General features: G+C 72.1%; 4 protein-coding genes (1 of these 4 cut by a window edge). 2 read left to right on the top strand and 2 right to left on the bottom strand.

The genetic code is table 11. The features are described 5' to 3' along the window. Positions 1 to 619 precede the first annotated feature (619 nt). Together JYJ93_RS24950 and JYJ93_RS24945 are read left to right on the top strand one after the other, a co-directional pair. Positions 620 to 2,263, top strand: a complete 1,644-nt coding sequence (locus tag JYJ93_RS24950; RefSeq protein ID WP_206795325.1) for a glycosyl hydrolase family 18 protein — start codon at positions 620 to 622, stop codon at positions 2,261 to 2,263. Positions 2,264 to 2,295: 32 nt separating this feature from the next. Then, positions 2,296 to 3,120, top strand: a complete 825-nt coding sequence (locus JYJ93_RS24945; protein ID WP_206795324.1) for a GNAT family N-acetyltransferase — start codon at positions 2,296 to 2,298, stop codon at positions 3,118 to 3,120. Positions 3,121 to 3,130: 10 nt separating this feature from the next. On the opposite strand, the gene JYJ93_RS24940 is transcribed toward JYJ93_RS24945, so the two are convergent. Both JYJ93_RS24940 and JYJ93_RS24935 read right to left on the bottom strand, forming a co-directional pair. Continuing rightward, a complete protein-coding gene (locus JYJ93_RS24940) occupies positions 3,131 to 4,474 on the bottom strand; it encodes a GON domain-containing protein (RefSeq protein WP_206795322.1) in 1,344 nt (447 codons plus the stop codon). Between the two features lie 328 nt (positions 4,475 to 4,802). After that, on the bottom strand, positions 4,803 to 20,758 hold the 3' end of the coding sequence (locus tag JYJ93_RS24935) for a non-ribosomal peptide synthase/polyketide synthase (RefSeq protein ID WP_206795320.1). 15,991 nt of this gene lie beyond the right edge of the window; 15,956 of the gene's 31,947 nt are visible here — the last part of the coding sequence; the start codon falls outside the window, past its right edge — the gene reads right to left on this strand; its stop codon occupies positions 4,803 to 4,805.

Here is a 20,758-nt window from a genome sequence, read left to right as displayed (position 1 = left end):
CACCCGGCCGGAGGGAGGGAGCCCCCTGGCCCCGGGGACGGGTGGGGCAAGTCCCGGCATGGGAGGACATGTGCGCCGCTATCCGGCCACGAGGAACGGTCAGGGTGATTCCACGCACACACTCCCAGCCCCGGAGGCGGATGATGTGCCTGGGGGTATGCGGTGGGGCCCGTGGACCTGGGTCCCATGAGGCGGCCTCCCACCCACACCGGCGCGGCGCCCATCCCCGTGTCAACGGGCCCGGGCCGTCTTCGTCGCCACGATATTCGTCAGGATTTGATGTCGCGCGGATCCATGCCCGCGCGTGCGTGATTCCTGGTGTCGGATGCCTCCGGGCATGGCGTCCAGTACTTCCGGTTGATTCGTGAAAGCGCGTTTGTCGCCTTTAAGGATGTGATTTCAACATGTGTCGTGTTTGTCTTCTCGGGATGGGACCGGCGATGCAGTTGCCGCCCCGGGGTGCGGGCTTCAGCTTCCGGTCCCCGTCCTCCCGGTGCAGGTGGCTGCCTTGTGAGGCATTGCCCCGGGGACGGCGTGGCGCGGGCGCCCGGGGTATCGCATTTCTTGGCTGGGTTTGATGGTGCGGTGTCTCTCCAACCAGTGAAAGGGAAGTCAGGTCATGATGGATTCGAAGCGGGGATGGGCTGGGGTGCGGCGGGCGGAACCGAAGCAGTACGTGCCGGAGGTGTTCGTCCCGGATGCGCTGACGCTGGACGATGTCTCGACGCGGCGGGGCTACCGGACCGTGGGATACCGGGGTGACGGGCTGGGGAGCAATCTCTCCTATACGTCGGTCCGGGTGGGGCGGCCCGTCTACAATGTCTATCCCCAGGCGCGCGGCGCGCCCCGGCTGTCCGCCTATGTTTCAGACCTGGGCCTGGAGGACGGCCGGCCGCTGGGCCTGGAGGAGCCGCGGTTCTTCGGGCGGGGCTTCGATGTCTCGCGCCTGCCGCCCACGGCGTATGACCGGCTCATCTTCGGGTCGCTGGGCATCGTGGGGGACGGGGGGCCCAGGGCCGCGCAGATCCGCAAGCATGCCCGGGGGGCGCAGTTGGATCGCCGGGGGCGCGTCACCATCGTGGACTACCTGCAGGACGTGGCGTCGTTTCCCTTCCATGGCGTGTCCATGGCGAAGGTGGGCGCCAACCTGACCAACTACCACGCGCTGTACTTCTCCCAGGAGCGGGCCCTGGGGATGCTGGGGGCCTTGAGGACGCTGCAGCAACAGGCCGCGGCCGAGGGCCACGCGCTGGAGCTGGCGTTCTCCGTGGGCGGGTGGCTCATGTCCGGCCACTTCTCCGGGATGGCGGCCAGCCCTCGCGAGCGCGCGGAGTTCGTCTCCAGCATCGTGGAGCTGTTCTCCCTCTTCCCCATGTTCTCCTCCGTGGACCTGGACTGGGACTGCCTGGGCGGCGGCTGGCTTTCGAGCGATGAGTCCTCCAAGGACGACAGCGTGAACTACGTCCGGCTGGTGGCGGAGCTGCGGGCGGCGCTGGACGCAGCGGAGCGCGGCCTGGGCCGCAAGGAGATCTCCGTCGCGGCGAGCTGCGACCTGGCGAAGCTGCGGCTCGTGAACGTGCCGGCGCTCCGCGACGTGGGGCTGGACCGGGTCTACCTCAAGGGCTTCGACTTCTTCAGCCCGGGGACGTCGCGCTCCATCGTCCACCACGCGAACCTCAAGCGCTACGCGGGCTCGCCGCACTCCATCGAGGCGGCGGTGGAGCTCCTCCTGTCGCGCAAGGTGGACCCGGCGTGTCTGCACCTGGGCTACGCGTCCGAGGGGCAGGCCGCGGCGGGCGCCAGCCGGGACTCGCTCCAGTACAACCCGGAGGGGGCCGCGCTGGGCACCTTCGAGGCGGGCGTGGTGGAGCTGTACGACCTCTTGCGCAACCAGGTGGACTACTCGGCCCGGCCGCCCGTGGGGCGCAACGGCTTCGACCTGTGCACGGACCGCTGGGCGGACGCGGACTACCTCTACAGCGAGGAGTCCCGGCAGCTCATCACCCTGGATACGCCTCGCACGGTGAAGGCGAAGGCGGAGTTCGCCGCCGCGTACGGCCTGGGCGGCGTCTTCTGCGGGGCCGCGCACCAGGACACCGGGCTGCTCCACAACGCGGCGCGGGAGGGGCTGGGCGCACGGGCCCTGCGCACCGTGTTCGACATGGCCTCCACCTACGTGCCCGGGCAGGTGCGGCCGCTGGGGCCCGGCGTCCGGGAGGCGCGCATCCCGGGCGACGGGCTGGGGAGCGCCTGCGCGCACTGACGCGCCGGCCCGCTCCGGTGTAAACGGGGCGGATGAACGACGTGAACCTGGTGGAGATCGCCCGGCGGTTCGAACACAAGCAGGCCACCTCCGCGGTGGCGCTCTCCACGGCCTCCGCGCCGCTGGCGGACGGCTGGATGGCGTTCGGCGGCGAGGGCTCCTACATCAACAAGTCGTGCGGCTACGGCTTCGCGCGGGACGTCACGGACGCGGAGCTGGACGCGCTGGTGGACTTCTTCGCGTCGCGCGGCGTGGAGCCCAAGGCGGAGCTGAGCCCCTTCGCGCCCCAGTCCCTGTTGAAGGGGCTGGCGGACCGGGGCTTCGTGCTGCGCGAGTTCGAGACGGTGCTGTACCGGCCGCTTCGGGCGGGAGAGGACCTGTCGCGGCTGACGCAGGGGGCTCCCGCCGGGCTGCGCGTGGAGCGGGTGGATCCGTCCGACGACGCGGCGGTGCGCAGGTACGTGGAGATCGCCGGCAGCGGCTTCGTGCCGGAGGGCGAGTCGATGCCGGACATCTTCTGGGAGATGGGCCTGAAGGCCGCGCACCATCCCAGCACGGACTCGTATCTGGCGTGGATTGACGGCGTGCCGGCGGGGGGAGGGGCCTGCGAGGTGAGCGACGGGCTCACGTCCCTGTTCGGCACGTCCGTGCTGCCGGCGTACCGGCGGCGCGGCGTGCAGCAGGCGCTCATCGCCGCGCGCCTGGCGCGGGGGCTGGAGAAGGGCAGTGACCTGGCGGCCATCATGTCCTCGCCCGGCATCCCCACGGAGCGCAACTCCATGCGGATGGGGTTCCAGATGGCCTACTCCCGCGCCGTGCTGGTGAAGCCCGGCGCGGGGCTGATGCCGTCGCCCTGAACGTCAGGGGCTACGGCTGCGGCACGGTGTACGCCAGGGGCAGCAGGGCGCCGTTCTTGTTGAAGGGGTTGTAGCTGCCCTGCGGGCCCACCCAGCCGCAGCCGCCGTAGCCGTGCATCTCCACCACCTGGTTGCTGTCGTGGAAGGCCCACCACGAGGACTCGCTCGAGGGGCCGGCCCGGCCGATGCCGCCGGTGGGCACGGAGAACGGCGTGCCTCGCAGGTCCACGTTGGCCAGGCCCGTGCGGCTGCACCCCATGGCCGCCGCGTAGGTCATGGCCGTCACGGGCTCCCTGTCGACGTGCTTGAGGGAGCCGGTGGACGTCGCGAAGGTCTGGTCCCCGGTGTCCACGGCGAGGGTGACGGGGTTCAGCCGGACGCGCGTGTACCGCGTCCGCACGTCGGTGCCCGGCGAGTTCCCTCCCGCCGTGTACTGCGAGTAGTTCGCGCCGTCCTCCGTGTGCACCAGGGGGAGGTACTCCCTGGGCGTGCCGGCCATGTCCTGGCACCAGGCCGTCCAGCGCTTCAGCGGGTCCTTGTTCACGAACAGCGCGTACTCGCCGTCCGGCGCACCCGGGCGGGCCGCCTGGAGCTCCTGACAGGTCGCGGGGCGATCCCCGCCGCGGTAGTGGAGCTGGAGCAGGCCCCCATGCTGGTTGAAGGGGTTGTAGCTGCCCTGCGGGCCCACCCAGCCGCAGAAGCCGCCACCGGACAGCGTGACGACCTGGCCGTCCTCGCTGGTGACGGCGGCGCCGGTCGTGCCCGCGCCGCCCACGCCGAACGACTCCGCCTCCACCGTGAACGGGGTGCCCCGGAGGTCGACGTTGCCCTGGCCCTGGCCGCCGCCGCACGCCATGGCCACGCCATAGGTCATCGCGGTGACGGTCTCCGGCGAGTGCGTCAGCTCGCCCGTGGAGGAGGCGAAGGTCTGGTCCGCCGTGTCCACGCGCAGGGTCACCGGGTCGATGCGCAGCCGGGTGAAGTGGGTGCGCACGTCGGTGCCGGGGGAGGAGCCGCCGGCCGTGTACTGCGAGAAGTTGGCGTCGGCGCCCGTGCGCGTGAGCGGGAGGTACTCGGTGGGCGTGCCGGTCATGTCGTGGCAGTAGGCGGTCCAGGACGCGCTGGTGTCACCCGCCACGTACAGCACGTAGTCACCGTCCGGCGCTCCGGGTTGGGCGGCGCGGATGTCCAGGCAGCGGGAGGGCCGCGCGGTGAGGTCCTGGGGGTGCTCCGCCAGGGTGCTGTCGCTGTCGCTGGCGCCACAGCCGGCGGCGGCGAGCGCCAGGAGGCTCCAGGTCAAGGGCCGCGCGCGGCGGAGGAGGTGGGGGAGGACGGAAGGCTTCGAGGCGTTCATGGGGCGGGACTCCTGTGAGCGGTTGCGAGGCCTTCCCATGGCAAGGCCGGGGCCACGCGAGCCGCCAGGGCCTCGCCGTCGGGATTCCGGGGCGTTACGTGTGAGTTCGGTCCAACGGGTGACATGGCCGCGCCGCGAACGTGCCAGTCCTGGCACGCGCGCGGGTTCCTCCGAGGAGGCGGCCTGTCATGCCCCCTCGGGGCCCTTCACGTGCGCCCCCGGCGCCGCCATGCGGGCGGCACCAGGAGGTGGCCTGTCATGCCCCCTCGGGGCCCTTCACGTGCGCCCCGGCGCCATGCGGGCGGCATGGCGCCGGAGGGGCTCCGGCCTACCGGGACGCTTCCCGCACCGCGCCCTGGAGCGCTTCGGTCAACCGCTTCGCGAGCCGCTGGACGTGGGGAGCGTGCAGCAGCGTGTAGTGGGTGCCGGGGAGCACCTCCCGCGTCAGCTCGCCCCGGACGTGCCCGCTCCAGCCGTCGTCTCCGCGCGCCGGGCCGTCGCCCGCCTGGAGCAGCAGGACGCGGCCGGTGAACGTTCCGGGGCGGTGGTGCTTCAGGGCGCGCAGGTTGCGCGTGAAGACCTGCAGGAGCGTGCGCCCGGCCGCCGTGGCCGCTTCCGGCGCCGCGAGCTGTCCCTGGTCGAGCTCGAACAGCGCGGCCACCTGGTCAGCGTCGTCCACGTCGAGAGGCACGCGGTCCTCCGTCGCCGGGCTCGCATCGATGAGGGCCACCAGCTCCACGGCCTCGCCCCGCGCCTGGAGCTGACGGGCCATCTCGAAGGCCACCACGCCTCCCATGGACCAGCCGCCCAGCCGGTAGGGACCTTGGGGCTGCACGGTGCGCATGGCGCTCACGTAGAGCGCCGCCATCGCCTCCACCGTGTCGAGCGGCGGACGGCTCCCGTCGAGCCCCTGGGACTGGAGCCCATAGAACGGCTGCTCCGGGCCCAGCTGCTTCGCCAACGCCGCGTACGCGAGCACGTTGCCGCCCACCGGGTGGACGCAGAAGAAGGGCCGCCGAGAGCCCTCGCGCTGGATGGGCACGAGCGGGGAGAAGACCTCGGGCGCCTGGCGCAGCAGCCGGGCCAGCGTCTCCACCGTGGGCGCCTGGAAGAGGGCGGCCAGGGGCAGCTCGCGATGGAAGCGCTCCCGGATGCGCGCCATCAGCTTCACGGCGAGCAGGGAGTGGCCGCCCAGGTCGAAGAACGGACGCGTCACGCCAATGGGCCGGACTCCCAGCAGCTCCTCCCAGAGCGCCACGAGCTCCCGCTCCAGGTCATCGCGCGGGGCGACCTCCGTGATTTCGGAGGGACGGGCGGCCGGGGCATCCGGGATGTGCATCCGGTGAAGCTCCTCGTCCGTCAGCAGCGTCTGTCGGTCCAGGGGCGCGTCGGGCGCGGCGAGGATCGTCTCCAGCAGCGCGCTCCAGCGCTCCATCAGCCGCTGCATCGTGGCGGCGTCGAAGAGGTCCGTGCTGTACGTGAGCGCCCCCTGGAAGCCGTCGGGCCGCCGGGTGAGGGCCAGGTCCAGATCGAACTTCGCCGCCGTGGAGGGGACCTCCACCGCCTTCAGCGTCAGGCCCGGGAGGGCGACCTCCGGCTCCGGCGTGTTGTGCAGCGCGAAGAGAGCCTGGAAGAGCGGCGTGCGCCCCAGGTCGCGCTCGGGCTGGAGCGCGTCCACCAGCCGCTCGAAGGGCAGGTCCTGGTGTTCGTACGCGCCGAGCGTCATCGCGCGCACCTGCGCGAGGACCTTCCGGAACGACGTGTCCGCGGTGAAGCGGGCGCGGAGGACCAGCGTGTTGACGAAGAAGCCGATGAGCCCTTCGGTCTCCGCGTGACGGCGGTTCGCGATGGGCGTGCCCACCAGCACGTCGTCCTGTCCGGAGTATCGCGACAGCAGCAACTGGAACGCGGCCATGAGCACCATGAAGGGAGTGGCGCCTTCCCGCTTCGCCAGCGCCTCCACCGCGTCGCTCAAGGCCGGGGTCAGCTGGACGGGCCACCGCGCTCCCTGCGCGGAGCGGCGGGCCGGACGGGGCCGGTCCGTGGGCAGCGCCAGGACCTGCGGCGCCCCGTCGAGCCGCCGCTTCCACCCGTCGAGCTGTCCCTCCAGCACCTGGCCTTCCAGCCACGTGGCCTGCCACCGGGAGAAGTCCGCGTACTGCACGGGCAGCTCCGGCAGCGGCGACGGCTGGCCCTGGCGGAAGGCTTCGTAGAGCGCCACCAACTCGCGCACGAGCACCCCGAAGGACCAGCCGTCGGAGACGGTGTGGTGCGTGCACAGCAGGAGCACGTGCTCCCTCGAAGCCAGCCGCAGCAGGGTGAAGCGAGCGAGGGGACCCGCGCCCAGGTCGAAGGGACGCAGCGCCTCCGCGTCCACCCGGCGCCAGACCTCGGCTTCACGCGCGTCCTCGGGTAGGGGCTCCAGGTCCTCCGTGCGCAGCGTTCCCGAGGGGGCTGGGTGGATGCGCTGACGGGGCGTTCCATCCTGGACTTCGAACGACGTGCGCAGGGTTTCGTGCCGCTGCACCAGCGCGTCGAAGGCCCGCTGGAGGGCGGGGACGTCCAGCGCTCCAGACAGCCGCAGCGCGAAGGGCATGTTGTAGAGCGGGCTGCCCGGCTCCAACTGGTCGATGAACCACAGCCGCTGCTGCGCGAAGGACAGGGGCGCGAGTCCGTCCCCGTGCGTCCTCGTCAGCGGTGGCAGCGCGGGCGCGGTCGCGGCGTCCGTCAACCGCCGGGCGAGGCCCGCCACGGTCGGCGTTTCGAAGAGGGCCCGGACTCGCAACTCCACACCGAAGTGCGCGCGCACGTGCGACACCACCTGCGTGGCCAGCAGCGAGTGTCCGCCCAGCTCGAAGAAGTTGTCGTGACGGCCCACGCCAGACACGCGGAGCAGTTCCTCCCAGATGGCGGCGAGGCGCTCCTCGGTGGGAGTCGCGGGCGGCTCGAAGACGCGTGCGGCGAGGCGCGACGCGTCCGGCGCGGGCAGGGCCTTGCGGTCCACCTTGCCATTCGGCGTCAGCGGCAGGACGGGCAGGGCGAGGAGGGCGGCCGGCACCATGTACTCGGGCAGGTGCCTTCGCAGGTGCCCGTGCAGTGGGGCGGTGTCCACGTCCGGCGTGACGTAGGCGACGAGGCGCGCGTCGCCCGGAACGTCCTCACGCACCAGGGCCACCGCGTCCCGGACGTCAGGGTGGGCGCGCAGCGTGGACTCGATTTCGCCCAGCTCGATGCGATGGCCGCGCAGCTTCACCTGGAAGTCCAGGCGGCCCATGAACTCGAGCGTCCCGTCCTCGCGCCACCGGGCCTTGTCGCCCGTGCGGTACAGGCGCGCCCCGGGCTCCGCGCCGAAGGGGTCTGGCATGAAGCGCTCGGCGGTCAGGTGCGGCCGGCCCAGGTAGCCGCGCGCGACGCCCTCACCGGCGAAGCACAGCTCACCCGGCAGGCCGAAGGGCACCAGCTCCTGCCGTTCGTCGAGCACGTACGCGCGCAGGTTGTCCAACGGCCGCCCGATGACAGGCAGCGCGTGGGACGTTCCCTGGATGTCCCAGACGGTGGCGTCCACGGTGCACTCGGTGGGGCCGTAGGCATTGAAGGCCCGCGTGCGCCGCGTCTCGGCGAGCCGTTGCCACATCACCTCGTCCAGCGCCTCGCCGCCCACCAGCATCAGCGACGGCAGGCGGGGACGCTCCAGCATCCCCGCGTCCAGCAGGAGTTTCAGTTGCGCGGGCGTGCAGTCCAGCGCGTCCACCCGTGTCCGCTCCAGCCACGTGAGCATCCGCTCCGGCTCCAACCGGAGGTCCTCCGGAACGGGGCACAGGCAGTGGCCACTCAGCAGTTGCAGCACCTGTTCGATGGCGGCGTCGAAGAACAGGGGAGCGTTGATGCTGACGCGGAGTCCCGGAGGCAGCCCCGCGTAGGCGGTCCGTAGCAGCGCATGGCGCAGGTGCAGCACCGAGCGGTGCCGCACCATCACCCCCTTGGGCGTCCCGGTGGAGCCGGACGTGTAGATGACGTAGGCGAGGTTCTCCGCCCCCGCCGCCGGCGGCAGGTTCTCCGAAAACCTGTCCGACTGTCCGACAGGTTTTTCGTCCAGCCGCACCCGGTGGGCCACCTCCGGGTGCCACGCTTCTTGCAGCGCCCCCGTCGTCACCAGCACGGACGCGCCGCAGTCCTTGAGGACGAACGACTTGCGGGCGGCGGGCGCGGCCGGGTCCAGGGGCACGAAGGCGCCTCCGGCCTTGTTCACCGCGAGCAGTGCGATGACGATTTCCACCGAACGCTCCAGGCACAGGCCTACCGTCACCTCCGGGCCCACGCCCAGCGATTTCAGGTGCCAGGCGAGCCGGTTGGCTCTCACGTTGAGCTGCTGGAAGGACAGCGTCGTGTCCCCGAACACCACGGCGTCCGCGTCCGGCGTCCGCGCCACCTGGGCCTCGAAGTGGCCGTGCAGCGTGCTGTCACCCTCGAAGGACGACACGCCACCGGCCAGGTCGCCCAGGAGCTGTCGCCGTTCCTCCTCCGACACAAGGGACAGGCCGGACAGCGGTCCGTCCGGATTCGTGAGCACCGCCTCCAGCAGGACGCGCAGATGCGTGAGGAGCCGCGCCATGGTGGGGCGCTCGAAGAGGTCCGTGGCGTATTCGAGCTTGCCCCGGAAGCCGTCCTCACGGCGGTCCAGGTCCAGGCTCAGGTCGAACTGGGATGTCGTGCGCTCCGCGAGGGCCGCCGGGCCCACGGTGAGGCCGGGCAGCGACAGCTCTGGCACCGGCGCGTTCTGGAGCGCGAACATCACCTGGAAGAGCGGCATGCGCCCCAGGTCGCGCGTCGTTTGCAGGGACTCCACCAGCCGCTCGAAGGGGACGTCCTGGTGCTCGTAGGCGCCCAGCGTCGTGGCGCGCACCTGGGCCAGCAGCTCCCGGAACGTCGTCCGCGCGCCGAAGCTTCCACGCAGCACCAGCGTGTTGACGAAGAAGCCGATGAGGCCTTCGGTCTCCGCGTGGCGGCGGTTCGCGATGGGCGTGCCCACCAGGACGTCGTCCTGACCGGAGTAGCGGTGCAACACCGTCTGGAAGGCCGCGAGCAGCACCATGAAGGGCGTGGCGCCCTCCTGCTTCGCCAGGGCCTCCGCGCGTTCGGACAAGGCGAGGGGCAGGTGCACCGGCACAGTGTCGCCGCGCTGGGTGGAGACGGCGGGGCGGGGCTTGTCCGTGGGCAGCTCCAGCGTCCGGGGCGCTCCTTCGAGCTGCCGGGTCCACCAGTCGAGCTGCGCCTCCAGTGCCTCTCCCTGGAGCCAATTTCGCTGCCAGAGCGCGAAGTCCGCGTACTGCACGGGCAGCTCCGGGAGCGCGGGCGGACGGCCTTCACGCAGGGCCGCGTAGAGGGCGGTGAGCTCTCGCACCATCACGCCCAGGGACCAGCCGTCGGAGACGATGTGGTGGAGGTGCAGCACCAGCACGTGCTCCTTGTCCGTGAGCTGGAGCAGCAGGGCGCGGATGACGGGGCCTCGCTCCAGGTCGAACGGCCGCTGGGACTCCGCGGTCACTCGGCGCTCCGCTTCGTGCAGCCGGGCTTCGGCGTCCTCCAGCGTGGTCAGGTCCACGCGCTCCAGCGGCACGGTGGCCTGCGCGTGGATGTGCTGCACGGGCTGGCCCGCCTCCGTGCGGAAGGTGGTGCGCAGGGATTCGTGCCGCGCCATCAACGCGTCCAGGCTTCCCTTCAGCGCGGCCTCGTCCAGCGCGCCGACGAGCCGCAGGGCGACGGGCATGTTGTAGAGGGCGCTGCCCGGTTCGAGCTGGTCGATGAACCACAGCCGCTGCTGCGCGAACGACAGCGGCAGCAGCGGGGGCCTCGGGGCCCGGGTGAGTGGCGGCACGTGCTCGCGGCGGGTCGTGGTGGCGCCCAGGTGCCGTGCCAGCGCGGCCACGGTGGGCGCGTTGAACAGCTCCCCCAGGGGCAGCTCCACTCCGAGCACCGCGCGGATTCGCGACACCACCTGCGTGGCCAGGAGCGAATGGCCTCCCAGTTCGAAGAAGTCGTCGTGGATGCCCACGGCGTCCAGGTGCAGCACCTCCGCCCAGATGGCCGCGAGCTGTGTCTCCACGGCGTCGCGTGGGGCTTCGCGCGTGGCCCCGGTGGACCCGGGCGCTTCGGGCGCGGGCAGGGCCTTGCGGTCCACCTTGCCGTTCGGTGACAGCGGCAGGGACGGCAGCGCCACCCAGGCGGAGGGCACCATGTAGTCCGGGAGCTGCCGCTGCGCATGCGCCTTCACCCGGTCGGTGCTGGCGCTGTCGTCGGCAAGGACCACGTAGGCCACGAGCCGCTTCTCACCGGGCACGTCCTCGCGCGCGAGCACCACGGCTTCGCGCACGTCCGGAGCCTGGCGCAGCACGGCCTCCACTTCTCCGGGCTCGATGCGGAAGCCGCGCAGCTTGAGCTGGAAGTCGGTGCGGCCCAGGAACTCCAGCGCGCCGTCGTCGCGCCAACGCGCCCGGTCGCCCGTGCGGTACAGGCGGGCCCCCGGCGTGGCGGAGTGGGGATGGGGGATGAACCGCTCGGCGGTGAGGTCCGGCCGCTGGAGATAGCCCCAGGCCAGGCCGTCACCGCCGACGTACAGCTCGCCGGGGAGCCCCGGCGGAAGGGGCTGGAGGTGCGTGTCCAACACCCACGCGGTGGAGTTCGCCAGCGGCCGGCCAATGGGCACCGAGCGCTCCACGGTGTCTCCCGCGCGTAGCGTCCACGTCGTGGAGAAGGTGGTGTTCTCCGTGGGGCCGTATCCGTTGACGAGCACGGCGTCCGGCGCCATCCGCGACAGGTGCTCGCGCACGCGAGGCACGGGCAGCACGTCTCCGCCCGCCAGCACCTGACGCACTCCCGCGAGCGAGGCGCCTTCGTGGAGGACCATCTGCTCGAAGAGCGCGGCGGTGAGCCACAGCGTGGTGATGCCCTCCACGGCGAGCAGCGTGCCCAGCTCCGAAAGCGAGAGCGCATGCGGCGGCGCGAGCACCAGCTTCGCGCCATGCAGCAGCGCGCCCCAGACCTCCAGCGTGGAGGCGTCGAACGCGACCGGCGCGGCCTGGAGGAACACCTGCTCCGGACCGAAGGCGATGAAGCCATTGCCCCGGACGAGGCGCACGATGCCCCGGTGGGGCACGCAGACGCCCTTGGGACGGCCCGTGCTGCCCGACGTGAACATCACGTAGGCCAGCGCCTCCGCGGGCACTCGCACGTCGGGCGGCGTGGCCGGCTGCTTCGCGATCAGGTCCGCCTCCGCGTCCAGCAACACGAGGAGCCCGGCCACCGCCGGCAGCTCATCCGCCAGCGCTTCCCGCGTGACGAGCACGCTGACGCCCGCCTCCTGGATCACCCAGGCCGTGCGGTCCGCCGGGGCCTTCGCCTCCACGGGCACGTAGGCCGCGCCCGCCTTGAGGATGCCGAGCGTCCCGATGACGAGCTCCAGCGAACGCTCCACGCAAAGCCCCACGCGGTCTCCGGGCCGCACGCCCAGCCGGCGCAGATGGTGCGCGAGTTGGTTCGAGCGCCGGTCCAGTTCGCCGTACGTGAGCTCCCGCGCCGTGTCCGCTGACAGGAGGGCCCCCGGGCTCGTGGGCATCCTCACGGCGACGGCGTCCGGCGTGCGCGCGGCCTGCTCCGCGAACAGCGCGGGCACGGAGGCATCACGCGGATACTCCGTCGCGGTGTCGTTCCAGGAGACGAGCACCGGGTGCCGCTCCTCGGGCGTCAGCAGGGACAGGCGCGCGAGCGGCGTTTCGGGTGAAGCCACCGCGGCTTCGAGCAGCACCCCCAGATGCCTCGCCATTCTGGCCACCGTGCCGGGCGTGAACAGGGCGGTGTTGAAGTTGAGGCCTCCCGTGAAGCCCTCGGGCGCGCGGTGCAGCAGCAGCTCCAGGTCGAAGCGGATGGCGCCGGGGTCGGCGTTCATCGGTTGGAGCGTCAGGCCGGGCAGGGCCAGCGGCGGCAGCGGCGCGTTCTGCAGCGTGAAGATGACCTGGAAGAACGGCGTGCGGGACGCGTCGCGGGTGGGGTGCAGCGCCTCGACGAGCTTCTCGAACGGGAGGTCCTGGTGCTCGTAGGCGCCCAGGGTGGTGTCCCGCACGCGTGTCAGCAGGGCGCTGAAGGTGTCGTCGTCGCGCAACCGCGTGCGCAGGACGACGGTGTTGGCGAAGTAGCCGATGAGCGCCTCGGACTCGGCGTGGCGGCGGCCCGCGATGGGCGAGCCCACCAGCACGTCATCCTGGCCGGCGTAGCGGCCGAGCAGCACCTGGAACGCGGCCAGCAGCACCATGTACGGCGTGGCGCCCTCGCGCTTCGCCAGGGCCTCCAGCGCTTCGCTGGAAGCCCGTGGCAGGGTGAAGGGCATCAACGCGCCCTGGAAGGTCTGCCGGGCCGGACGCGGATGATCCGTGGGCAGCTCCAGGTGTGACGGCGCGCCTTCCAGCTGCCGCCGCCAGTAGCCGAGCTGCGCGTCCAGCACCGCGCCCTGCAACCAGCCGCGCTGCCACAGCGCGTGGTCGGCGTACTGCACCGGCAGCTCGGGCAACGGGGAGGGGAGGTTCCTGGAGAGCGCGGCGTAGAGCGCGCCCATCTCGCGCACCAGGACGCCGGTGGACCAGCCGTCGGAGATGATGTGGTGCAGGTTCAGCACCAGCACGTGCTCGTTGGGCGACAGCTTCAGCAACAGGGCCCGGAGGAGGGGACCCTGCTCCAGGTCGAACGGGGTGCGCGCCTCCTCCCGGGCGAGCCGGGTGGCTTCGGCGCGGCGCTGCTCCGGGTCGCCGGTGAGGTCCACCTGGCGCAGGGGCAGCGGACCGGGAGCGTGGATGACCTGCTCCGGGGCTCCTTCGTACTCGCGGAACGTGGTGCGCAGGGCTTCATGCCGGCGCACCAGCCGGTCGAAGCTCCGCTGGAGCGCGCCGAGGTCCAGCGTGCCCTCCAGCCGCAGCGAGAACGGCATGTTGTAGGCCGTGTCCGCGGTGCCCAGTCGATGGATGAACCACAGCCGCTGCTGCGCGAACGACAGCGGCAGCACGGCGGGGCGCACGCCGCGGGTCAACGGCGTGAGGCCGGTGGGCTCGGCCTTCTCCGGCTCGGCGGGCGCGGGCGCCACGGCTCCGGACGGAGCGATGCGCCGGGCGAGCGCCTCCACGGTGGGGGCTTCGAATAGCGTGCGCAGCGGCACCTCCTGGCCCAGACGCGCACGCACGCGCGCGGCCGCCTGGGTCGCGAGCAGCGAGTGTCCGCCCAGTTCGAAGAAGCTGTCCCGCACGCCGACCCGCGCGATGCCGAGCACCTGCGCGAAGATGTCCGCCAGAGCCCGCTCGGTGTCGTCGCGCGGGGCGATGGGCTCCGCGCGTCCGGTGGCGGGGGCGTCCGGCGCGGGCAGGGCCTTGCGGTCCACCTTGCCGCTGGAGGTGAGCGGCAGGGCCTCCAGGCGGACGATGGCGGAGGGCACCATGTACTCGGGCAGCCGCGCGTGCAGGAACGCGCGCAGTCCGGCCACGTCGAGTGTCCCTCCCTCGACGCGGACATAGGCGACGAGACGCGGTCCTCCCGAGCCTTCGTGGCGCACGACGGCCACGGTGTCGCGCACGCCGGGCCAGGACTGGATCGCGGCTTCGATGTCGCCTGGTTCGATGCGGAAGCCGCGCAGCTTCACCTGGAAGTCCGCGCGGCCCAGGTACTCCAGCGTGCCGTCGGTGCGCCACCGGGCGATGTCGCCCGTGCGGTACATGCGTGCGCCAGGCGTTTCGCTGAAGGCGTCGGGGATGAAGCGCTCGGCGGTGAGGGTGGGGCGGCGCCAGTAGCCCCGGCCCACCTGCACGCCGCCGATGAACAGCTCGCCCGGGATGCCTGCGGGCACCGGTTGGCCGTGGCGATCCAGGACGTGCATGCGCGTGTTCGCCACGGGCTTCCCGATGGGAACGGCACGCAGGGCTTCGTCGCGCGGGCACTCCCAGGACGTCACGTCCACGGCGGCCTCGGTGGGGCCGTAGAGGTTGTGCAGCGTGGCGTGGGGCAGGCGCGCCTGCGCACGGAGCACCAGGTCCGCGGGCAGGGCTTCGCCACTGCACATCACCTGGCGCAGGCGCGTCAGCGACTCCAGGCCGGGCTCCTCCACGAAGGCGCGCAGCATGGACGGCACGAAGTGCGTGGTCGTCACCCCTTCGCGCGCCATCAGCGCCACCAGGTAGTCCGGCTCCTGATGGCCACCAGGACGTGCGAGCACCAGCCGCGCGCCCGTCATCAGGGGCCAGAAGAACTCCCACACGGACACGTCGAAGCTGAACGGCGTCTTTTGAAGCACCGTGTCCGACGGCGTCAGGCCGTAGCGGCCCTGCATCCAGCGCAGGCGGTTGACGATGCCCGCGTGCGCGTTCATCGCGCCCTTGGGACGGCCCGTGCTGCCCGACGTGAAGATGACATAGGCGAGGGAGTCATCTCCCGCGAGCGGCGGAGGCCGCACGGTGGGCTCACGCGCGATGGCCTCCCACCCGGTGTCGAGCGCGATGACTTGGGCGGCCCGCGAAGGCAGCGTGGCGCGGAAGCGCTCCTGCACGAGGAGCACGGGCGCGGTGGTGTCCTCCAGCATCCCGGTGAGCCGTTCCGTGGGCGTGGCCGGATCCAGCGGGACGTAGGCCGCGCCAGCCTTCAGGACGCCGAGGAGCGCGACGACCATCTCCAGCGAGCGCTCCATGCAGACGCCCACCAGGGTCTCCGGACCCGCGCCATGCGCACGCAGGTGGTGCGCGAGCTGGTTGGCCCGGGCTTCGAGCTGCGCGTACGTGAGGCGCTGCTCCTCGAACTGGAGCGCGATGGCCTCCGGCGTGTGTTCGACCTGAGCCTCGAAGAGGCCATGGAGCGTGGCACCCGTGGGGAAGACCACGTGCGTGTCATTCCACCCGCGCAGCACCTGTTCGCGCGCGGCCGGCGTGAGCAGTGACAGGGTGGAGACTGGTGCGTCCGGCGTCGCGACGATCGCCTTCGCCAGCACGGTCAGGTGCTCCGCCATGCGATCCAGGGTCGCGGCGTCGAAGAGGGCGGTGGCGTACTCCAGGCGGCAGCGCAGGCCGTCGCGCTGTTCCCAGACCTCCAGGGACAGGTCGAACTTGGACGTCGTCACCGGCACGTCCACGCCACCAATCTGGAGCCCGGCCCCTCCGGTCGTCTGTGCCTCGGGCACGTTGATGACGTTGAGGACCGTCTGGAACACCGGCGTGCGGCTCAGGTCGCGAGGCACCTGGAGCACGTCCACCAGCTGCTCGAAGGGCATGTCCTGGCGTGCGTAGCCGCCCAGGGCCTGCTGCTTCACGCGTGCGATGAGCTCCCGGAACCCCGGAGCCCCGTCGAGCCTCGCGCGGAAGGCGAGCGTGTTGACGAAGCAGCCCAGCAGGCCCTCCACCTCGGGGCGCGAGCGGCCCGCGATGGGCGTGCCCACCGCGAAGTCGTCCTGCCCGGAGGTGCGGGCGAGCAGCACCTGGAACAACGCCATCAGGACCATGAAGGACGTGGCGCCTTCACGGCGGCCCAGCGCGAGGAGCGGCTCGGACAGCTCACGCGGCAGGTGGAAGGCGTGCGCGGCGCCCGCGTAGGACTGCGCGGCGGGACGGGGCTTGTCCGTGGGCAGCTCCAGCGGCGGCGTGCCCTGGAGCAGGTCCTTCCACCAGCGGGCCTGTTCCTCCAGCACCGGCCCGGTCAGCCACGCGCGCTGCCACACGGCGTAGTCGGCGTACTGCACCGGCAGGGGCGGCAGGACGGAGGGCACACCGGCGCTCGCGCAGGCGTAGAGGACCGGCAGCTCGCGGCTGAGGACCAGGGTGCACCAGGCATCGGAGACGACGTGGTGCAGGAGCAGGTGGAGGACGTGCGTGTCCGGAGCCAGCCGCAGCAGCAGCGCGCGGGCCACGGGGCCCGTGTCCAGGTGGAAGGGCGTGGCGGTGTACGCCTGGCAGCGGCGAAGCATGGCGGCCTCGCGCGCTTCGGCCGTGTCGCCGGGGACGTCCTCCGTCTCCAGGGGCAGGGTGCCGGTCGGATGGATGACCTGCACGGCCCCGGTGTCGCCCAGCGTGTACGTGGTGCGCAGGACCTCATGGCGTTCCACGAGCGAGTGGAGCGCCGTCTGGATCGCGGTGACCTCCAGCGTGCCCGTGAGCCGGAAGATGATCGCGTTGTTGTAGGCGGTGCTCTCCGGCTCCAGCTCCTGGAGGTACCAGAGACGCTGCTGCGCGAACGACAGCGGCAACGGCCGGTCGCGAGGCGCACGCGGGATTGTCTGGAGCGCACCGGATGCCACGACGGCGGACACCGTCGATGTGGCCCGGCCGTCGGTAGCGGGCGGGATGTTCGGCGCCTCGACGGCCAGCGCGCTCACCGCGCCTGGAGACACGGCTCGCGGTGCGGGCAGCTTGAAGGCAGGGAGGTTCACTGCCTCGACACGGCCATCCGCGCGCAGGCGCACGGCGCGGCCCGTGCGGTAGAGGCTCGCGGAGCCACTCCTCGGATGCGGCACCAACCGGTCCGGTGCTTCACCCTTTGCCTTCCAAAGGGCGGCAGGCAGACCCGCGCCCGACAGGGCCAGCTCTCCGACGACGCCCGAGGGCACGGGCGCACCGGCCGCGTCCAGCACCCAGACCTCCAGGCCCGGGGGCAGCTTCTCCTCCGGTGCACGCGGCAGCAGGCCTCCCTCCCGGGCCTCTCCCGCGAGCAGCACGTCGCCGCCCGCCGTCCGCTGGAGCGCCGACGCCAGCTCCGCGGACGCGTTCTCCAGGACCCATGCCCCCACCGGCGCCAGGGCCTCGCGCGCTCCCGGCAGGTCCGTCAACGCGCGGGCCAGCCGTGCCGTGGTGTTCACCAGCACCGCGCCCGGCCGCGCGGCCAGGGACAGCAACTCCGCCGCATCCGTGTCGTGCTCACCGCGCACGCGCCGCGAGTGTGACGACGCATCGGCGGCCACGGCCTCGCGTGCCATGGCCAGGCGCTTGAGCCCTTCCAGGACGACGGGGGTCTCCAGGCCGAAGTCGATGAGGCACGTCACCTCGTCCACATCCGAAGCCCGCACGTCGCGCAGCCGCTGGATGCCGCTCTCCACCGTGCCGATGAGGCCGGTGCCCTTCGCGTGGTGCTCGAAGGTGTGCTCCAGCAGCGCGTCGATGTCCTCGCGGGACACCTTGGCGATCTCCCCCTGATACCCCTGCGCGGCGAGCAGCGACGTGGTGATGTCCGCCGAGCTCCGGAAGTACGCCAGCAACGGCTTGCGCACCCTCCGAAGGACCTCCGCCTCGTCGTCACCCAGGTACGTGTGCAGCATGCACGTGATGTGGCCCCGGCCCGGGTGGCCGTTGCGGCGCCACGCCTCCCGGTAGAGGGCCACCTTCGGCTTCAGCTCCTCCAGCGAGTGGGCGAAGAGCCCCGTGAGCACGCCCGCGCCCAGCTCGCCCGCGAGCCGGAACGTCTCCGGGTTCGCGGTGGCCGTGAGCCACACGGGCAGCTCGCGCTGCACCGGCTTCGGGCGCAGGCCCACCTCCACGGTGACGCCGTTGCCGCCTGGGCGCCGCAGCCGGTCTCCGCGCCACAGGCCTCGCAGCGTCTCCAGGTGGCGCAGCAGGATGTTGCGCCGGTCCGCGTAGTTCCCGGGCGCGAAGATGAAGTCCTGCACGTGCCAGCCCGTCGCCACCGATACGTCGACGCGGCCCTGCGACAGGTTGTCCACTACGGCCCACTGCTCCGCGACGAGCAGCGGATCATGCAGCGGCAGCACCACGCTGCCGGAGCGCAGGCGCAGGTGCTTCGTGACCGACGCGAGCGCGGCGGAGACCACCGCGGGCTGCGGGTAGATGCCTCCGAACGAGTGGAAGTGCCGCTCGGGCGTCCAGATGGCGGAGAAGCCGTTCGCGTCCGCGAACTTCGCGCCCTCCATCAGCAGCTCGTACTTGGGCCCGGTGAGCGAGTCCTCGTCATTGGCGAAGTACGACAGGCTGACCTGGAGCGGACGCGATGCCGCCTCCTCCGAGAGACCCCTGCGCGATGCGGTGGCCTCGGAGGGGAACAGCACGCGCAGGCCACGGGACAGGGCCCAGAGGGCTTCCAGTTCGGGCTTCTCGGGAGCGGGTTCGGAGGCCGCGAGCCAGGTGGTGCCCGGCGCCGGACGCAGCCGCGCATCCAACCCCGCGAAGAACCCCGTGAGCGACGTGTGACTCAGCGCCCACGCGGGCTGGCCCGCGCCCATGGGCAGGAGCCACGCCAGGGACTCCGGCGGCGGAAGCGGCAGCGCCTCCGTCACTGGCGACACGTCTCCCAGCACCTCTTCGACGTGCAGGACGCGTGAGGACTCCAGGCGTGCCGACGTGAAGAGCCCGCGCCAGGTGATGAGCCGGGGCACGACACTGCCTTCCACGGCGTAGGCGGCCAGCGAGTCCAGGTCCGTGGGCCCGAGCGCCACCGGCGCGCCGCCAGCCTCCAGGATGCCCCACAGCGCGGCCAGCTTCTCCGGCGACGCACGCAGGCAGAGCGCCACGGGTTCTCCCGGCCGCAGTCCCTGCTCCCGCAGCTTCAGGGCGAGCCTTCTCGCGCGCGAGGCCAGCTCCCTCCACGTCCACGTCCGCCCGGCCTGCTCCACGGCGACGGCGTCCGGCTGCCGCAGCGCGTGTTCGCGCAGCCGTGCGGGCAGGACGGGGGCCTGGGGGACGGGCGGCGGCGCGGGCCATGCGAGGCGTTCGGCGTCGGTGGCCAGCGGCAGGCGGGAGAGGGGCTCCTCGGGCCGGGCCAACGCCGCGCCGAGCAGCACCTGGAGGTGCTCCAGCATCCGCCGCGCGGTGGAGGCGTCGAACAGCTCCGTTGCGTACTCCAGCGCGCCGTGAACGCGGCCGGGTTCCTCGGTGAGGATGAGCGTCAGGTCCGACAGCGTGGCGCCCCATTGCACGGGCGTGCCCGGCACTTCGATGAAGGTGCCCCGAGCCTCGACGGCCGCCAGCGCGTCGCCGCCCATCTCCAGGTTCGAGTGGTAGACGAACACCGTGTCCGTCATTCGCTCCCGGCCGATGTCGCGTCCGGGGACGAGCTGCTCGACGAGCATCTCGAAGGGCACGTCCGGCCGGGACTGCACGTCGGTGACCTCGCGTCGCACGCGGTGCAGGAGCTCGCGGAAGCTCGGGTCATCTCCCACGTGGGTGCGGAACGCGGCCGAGTGCGCCACGTATCCGATGAGCGGCAGCAGCTCCGGCCGTGTGCGGTTGCCGATGGGCGTGCCGACGATGAGGTCCGCCTGCCCGGTGTAGCGGTGCAGGAGCGCGTTCCACGCGGCGAGCACCGTCATGTACGACGTGAAGCCCTCGCTGCGTCCGAAGGCGACGAGCGCTTCCGCGAGCGCTGGCGGGAAGTCCAGCACCATGCGCTCGGAGGTGAGCGGGCAGCTCGAGGGCCGGGGACGGTCCGTGGGGATGCCGAGCTGCTTCGGCATGCCTGCCAGGCGCTGACGCCACCACTGCTCCTGTTCCGGGAAGCGCGCCTCTGCGAGCGACTGCCGCTGCCACGCGCCGAAGTCCGCGTACTGCACGGGCAGGGGCGCGAGCGGGGACGGCCGGCCCTGGAGGAAGGCGGCGTAGAGCTGGCCCACCTCCTGGAGGAAGAGGGACGTGGAGAGCGTGTCGCAGACGATGTGATGGATGGCGCAGACCAGCAGGTGCAGGTCCGCGCGCAGACGCACGAGCGTGGTGCGCAGCACGGGGCCACGCACCAGATCGAAGGGGCGCGCGGCGTCCTCACGGGCGATCTGGAGCGCGGCCTCCTCGCGTTCCGCGGGCGTGCCTTGCACCTCCACGATGGGAAGCGGGATGCGCACGTGGAGATGGAAGCGCTGCACGGGCCGGCCATCCACGGCGTCGTAGGTGGTGCGCAGGGCTTCGTGGCGCTGGACGACCTCCTGGAGGGCACGCTCCAGGATGGCGGCGTTGGCGGGGCCTTCCAGGCGCAGGACGAAGGGAATCGTGTACGCGGACAGGCCGGGGAGGTGCTGCTCCAGGCGCCAGACGCGCTCCTGCACGAAGGACAGGGGCAGCGGCTCCGTCCGGGCTCGGGGCACGAGCGGTAGTTCGCGCGTGGGCTCCCGGGCAGGGGCCTGCTGGAGCAGCGGTTCGATGCGGGAGGCGAGCCCGGCGACGGTGGGCGCTTCGAAGAGGGCCGCCAGCGGCACCTGGACGTGGAAGGTGTCGCGGAGCTGGTTGAGGAGCTGCGCGGCCATCAGCGAGTTGCCGCCCAGCTCGAGGAAGTTGT

Source organism: Corallococcus sp. NCSPR001 (assembly GCF_017309135.1).
GTDB lineage: Bacteria > Myxococcota > Myxococcia > Myxococcales > Myxococcaceae > Corallococcus.
Note: the sequence above shows the minus strand (reverse complement) of the source record. Positions and strands in the feature narration are given on the sequence as shown.

Excerpts from the sequence above, each read along its gene's own strand:
- JYJ93_RS24950 (WP_206795325.1), top strand. The coding sequence starts at position 620 with ATGATGGATTCGAAGCGGGGATGGGCTGGGGTGCGGCGGGCGGAACCG.
- JYJ93_RS24945 (WP_206795324.1), top strand. The coding sequence starts at position 2,296 with ATGAACGACGTGAACCTGGTGGAGATCGCCCGGCGGTTCGAACACAAG.
- JYJ93_RS24940 (WP_206795322.1), bottom strand. The coding sequence starts at position 4,474 with ATGAACGCCTCGAAGCCTTCCGTCCTCCCCCACCTCCTCCGCCGCGCG.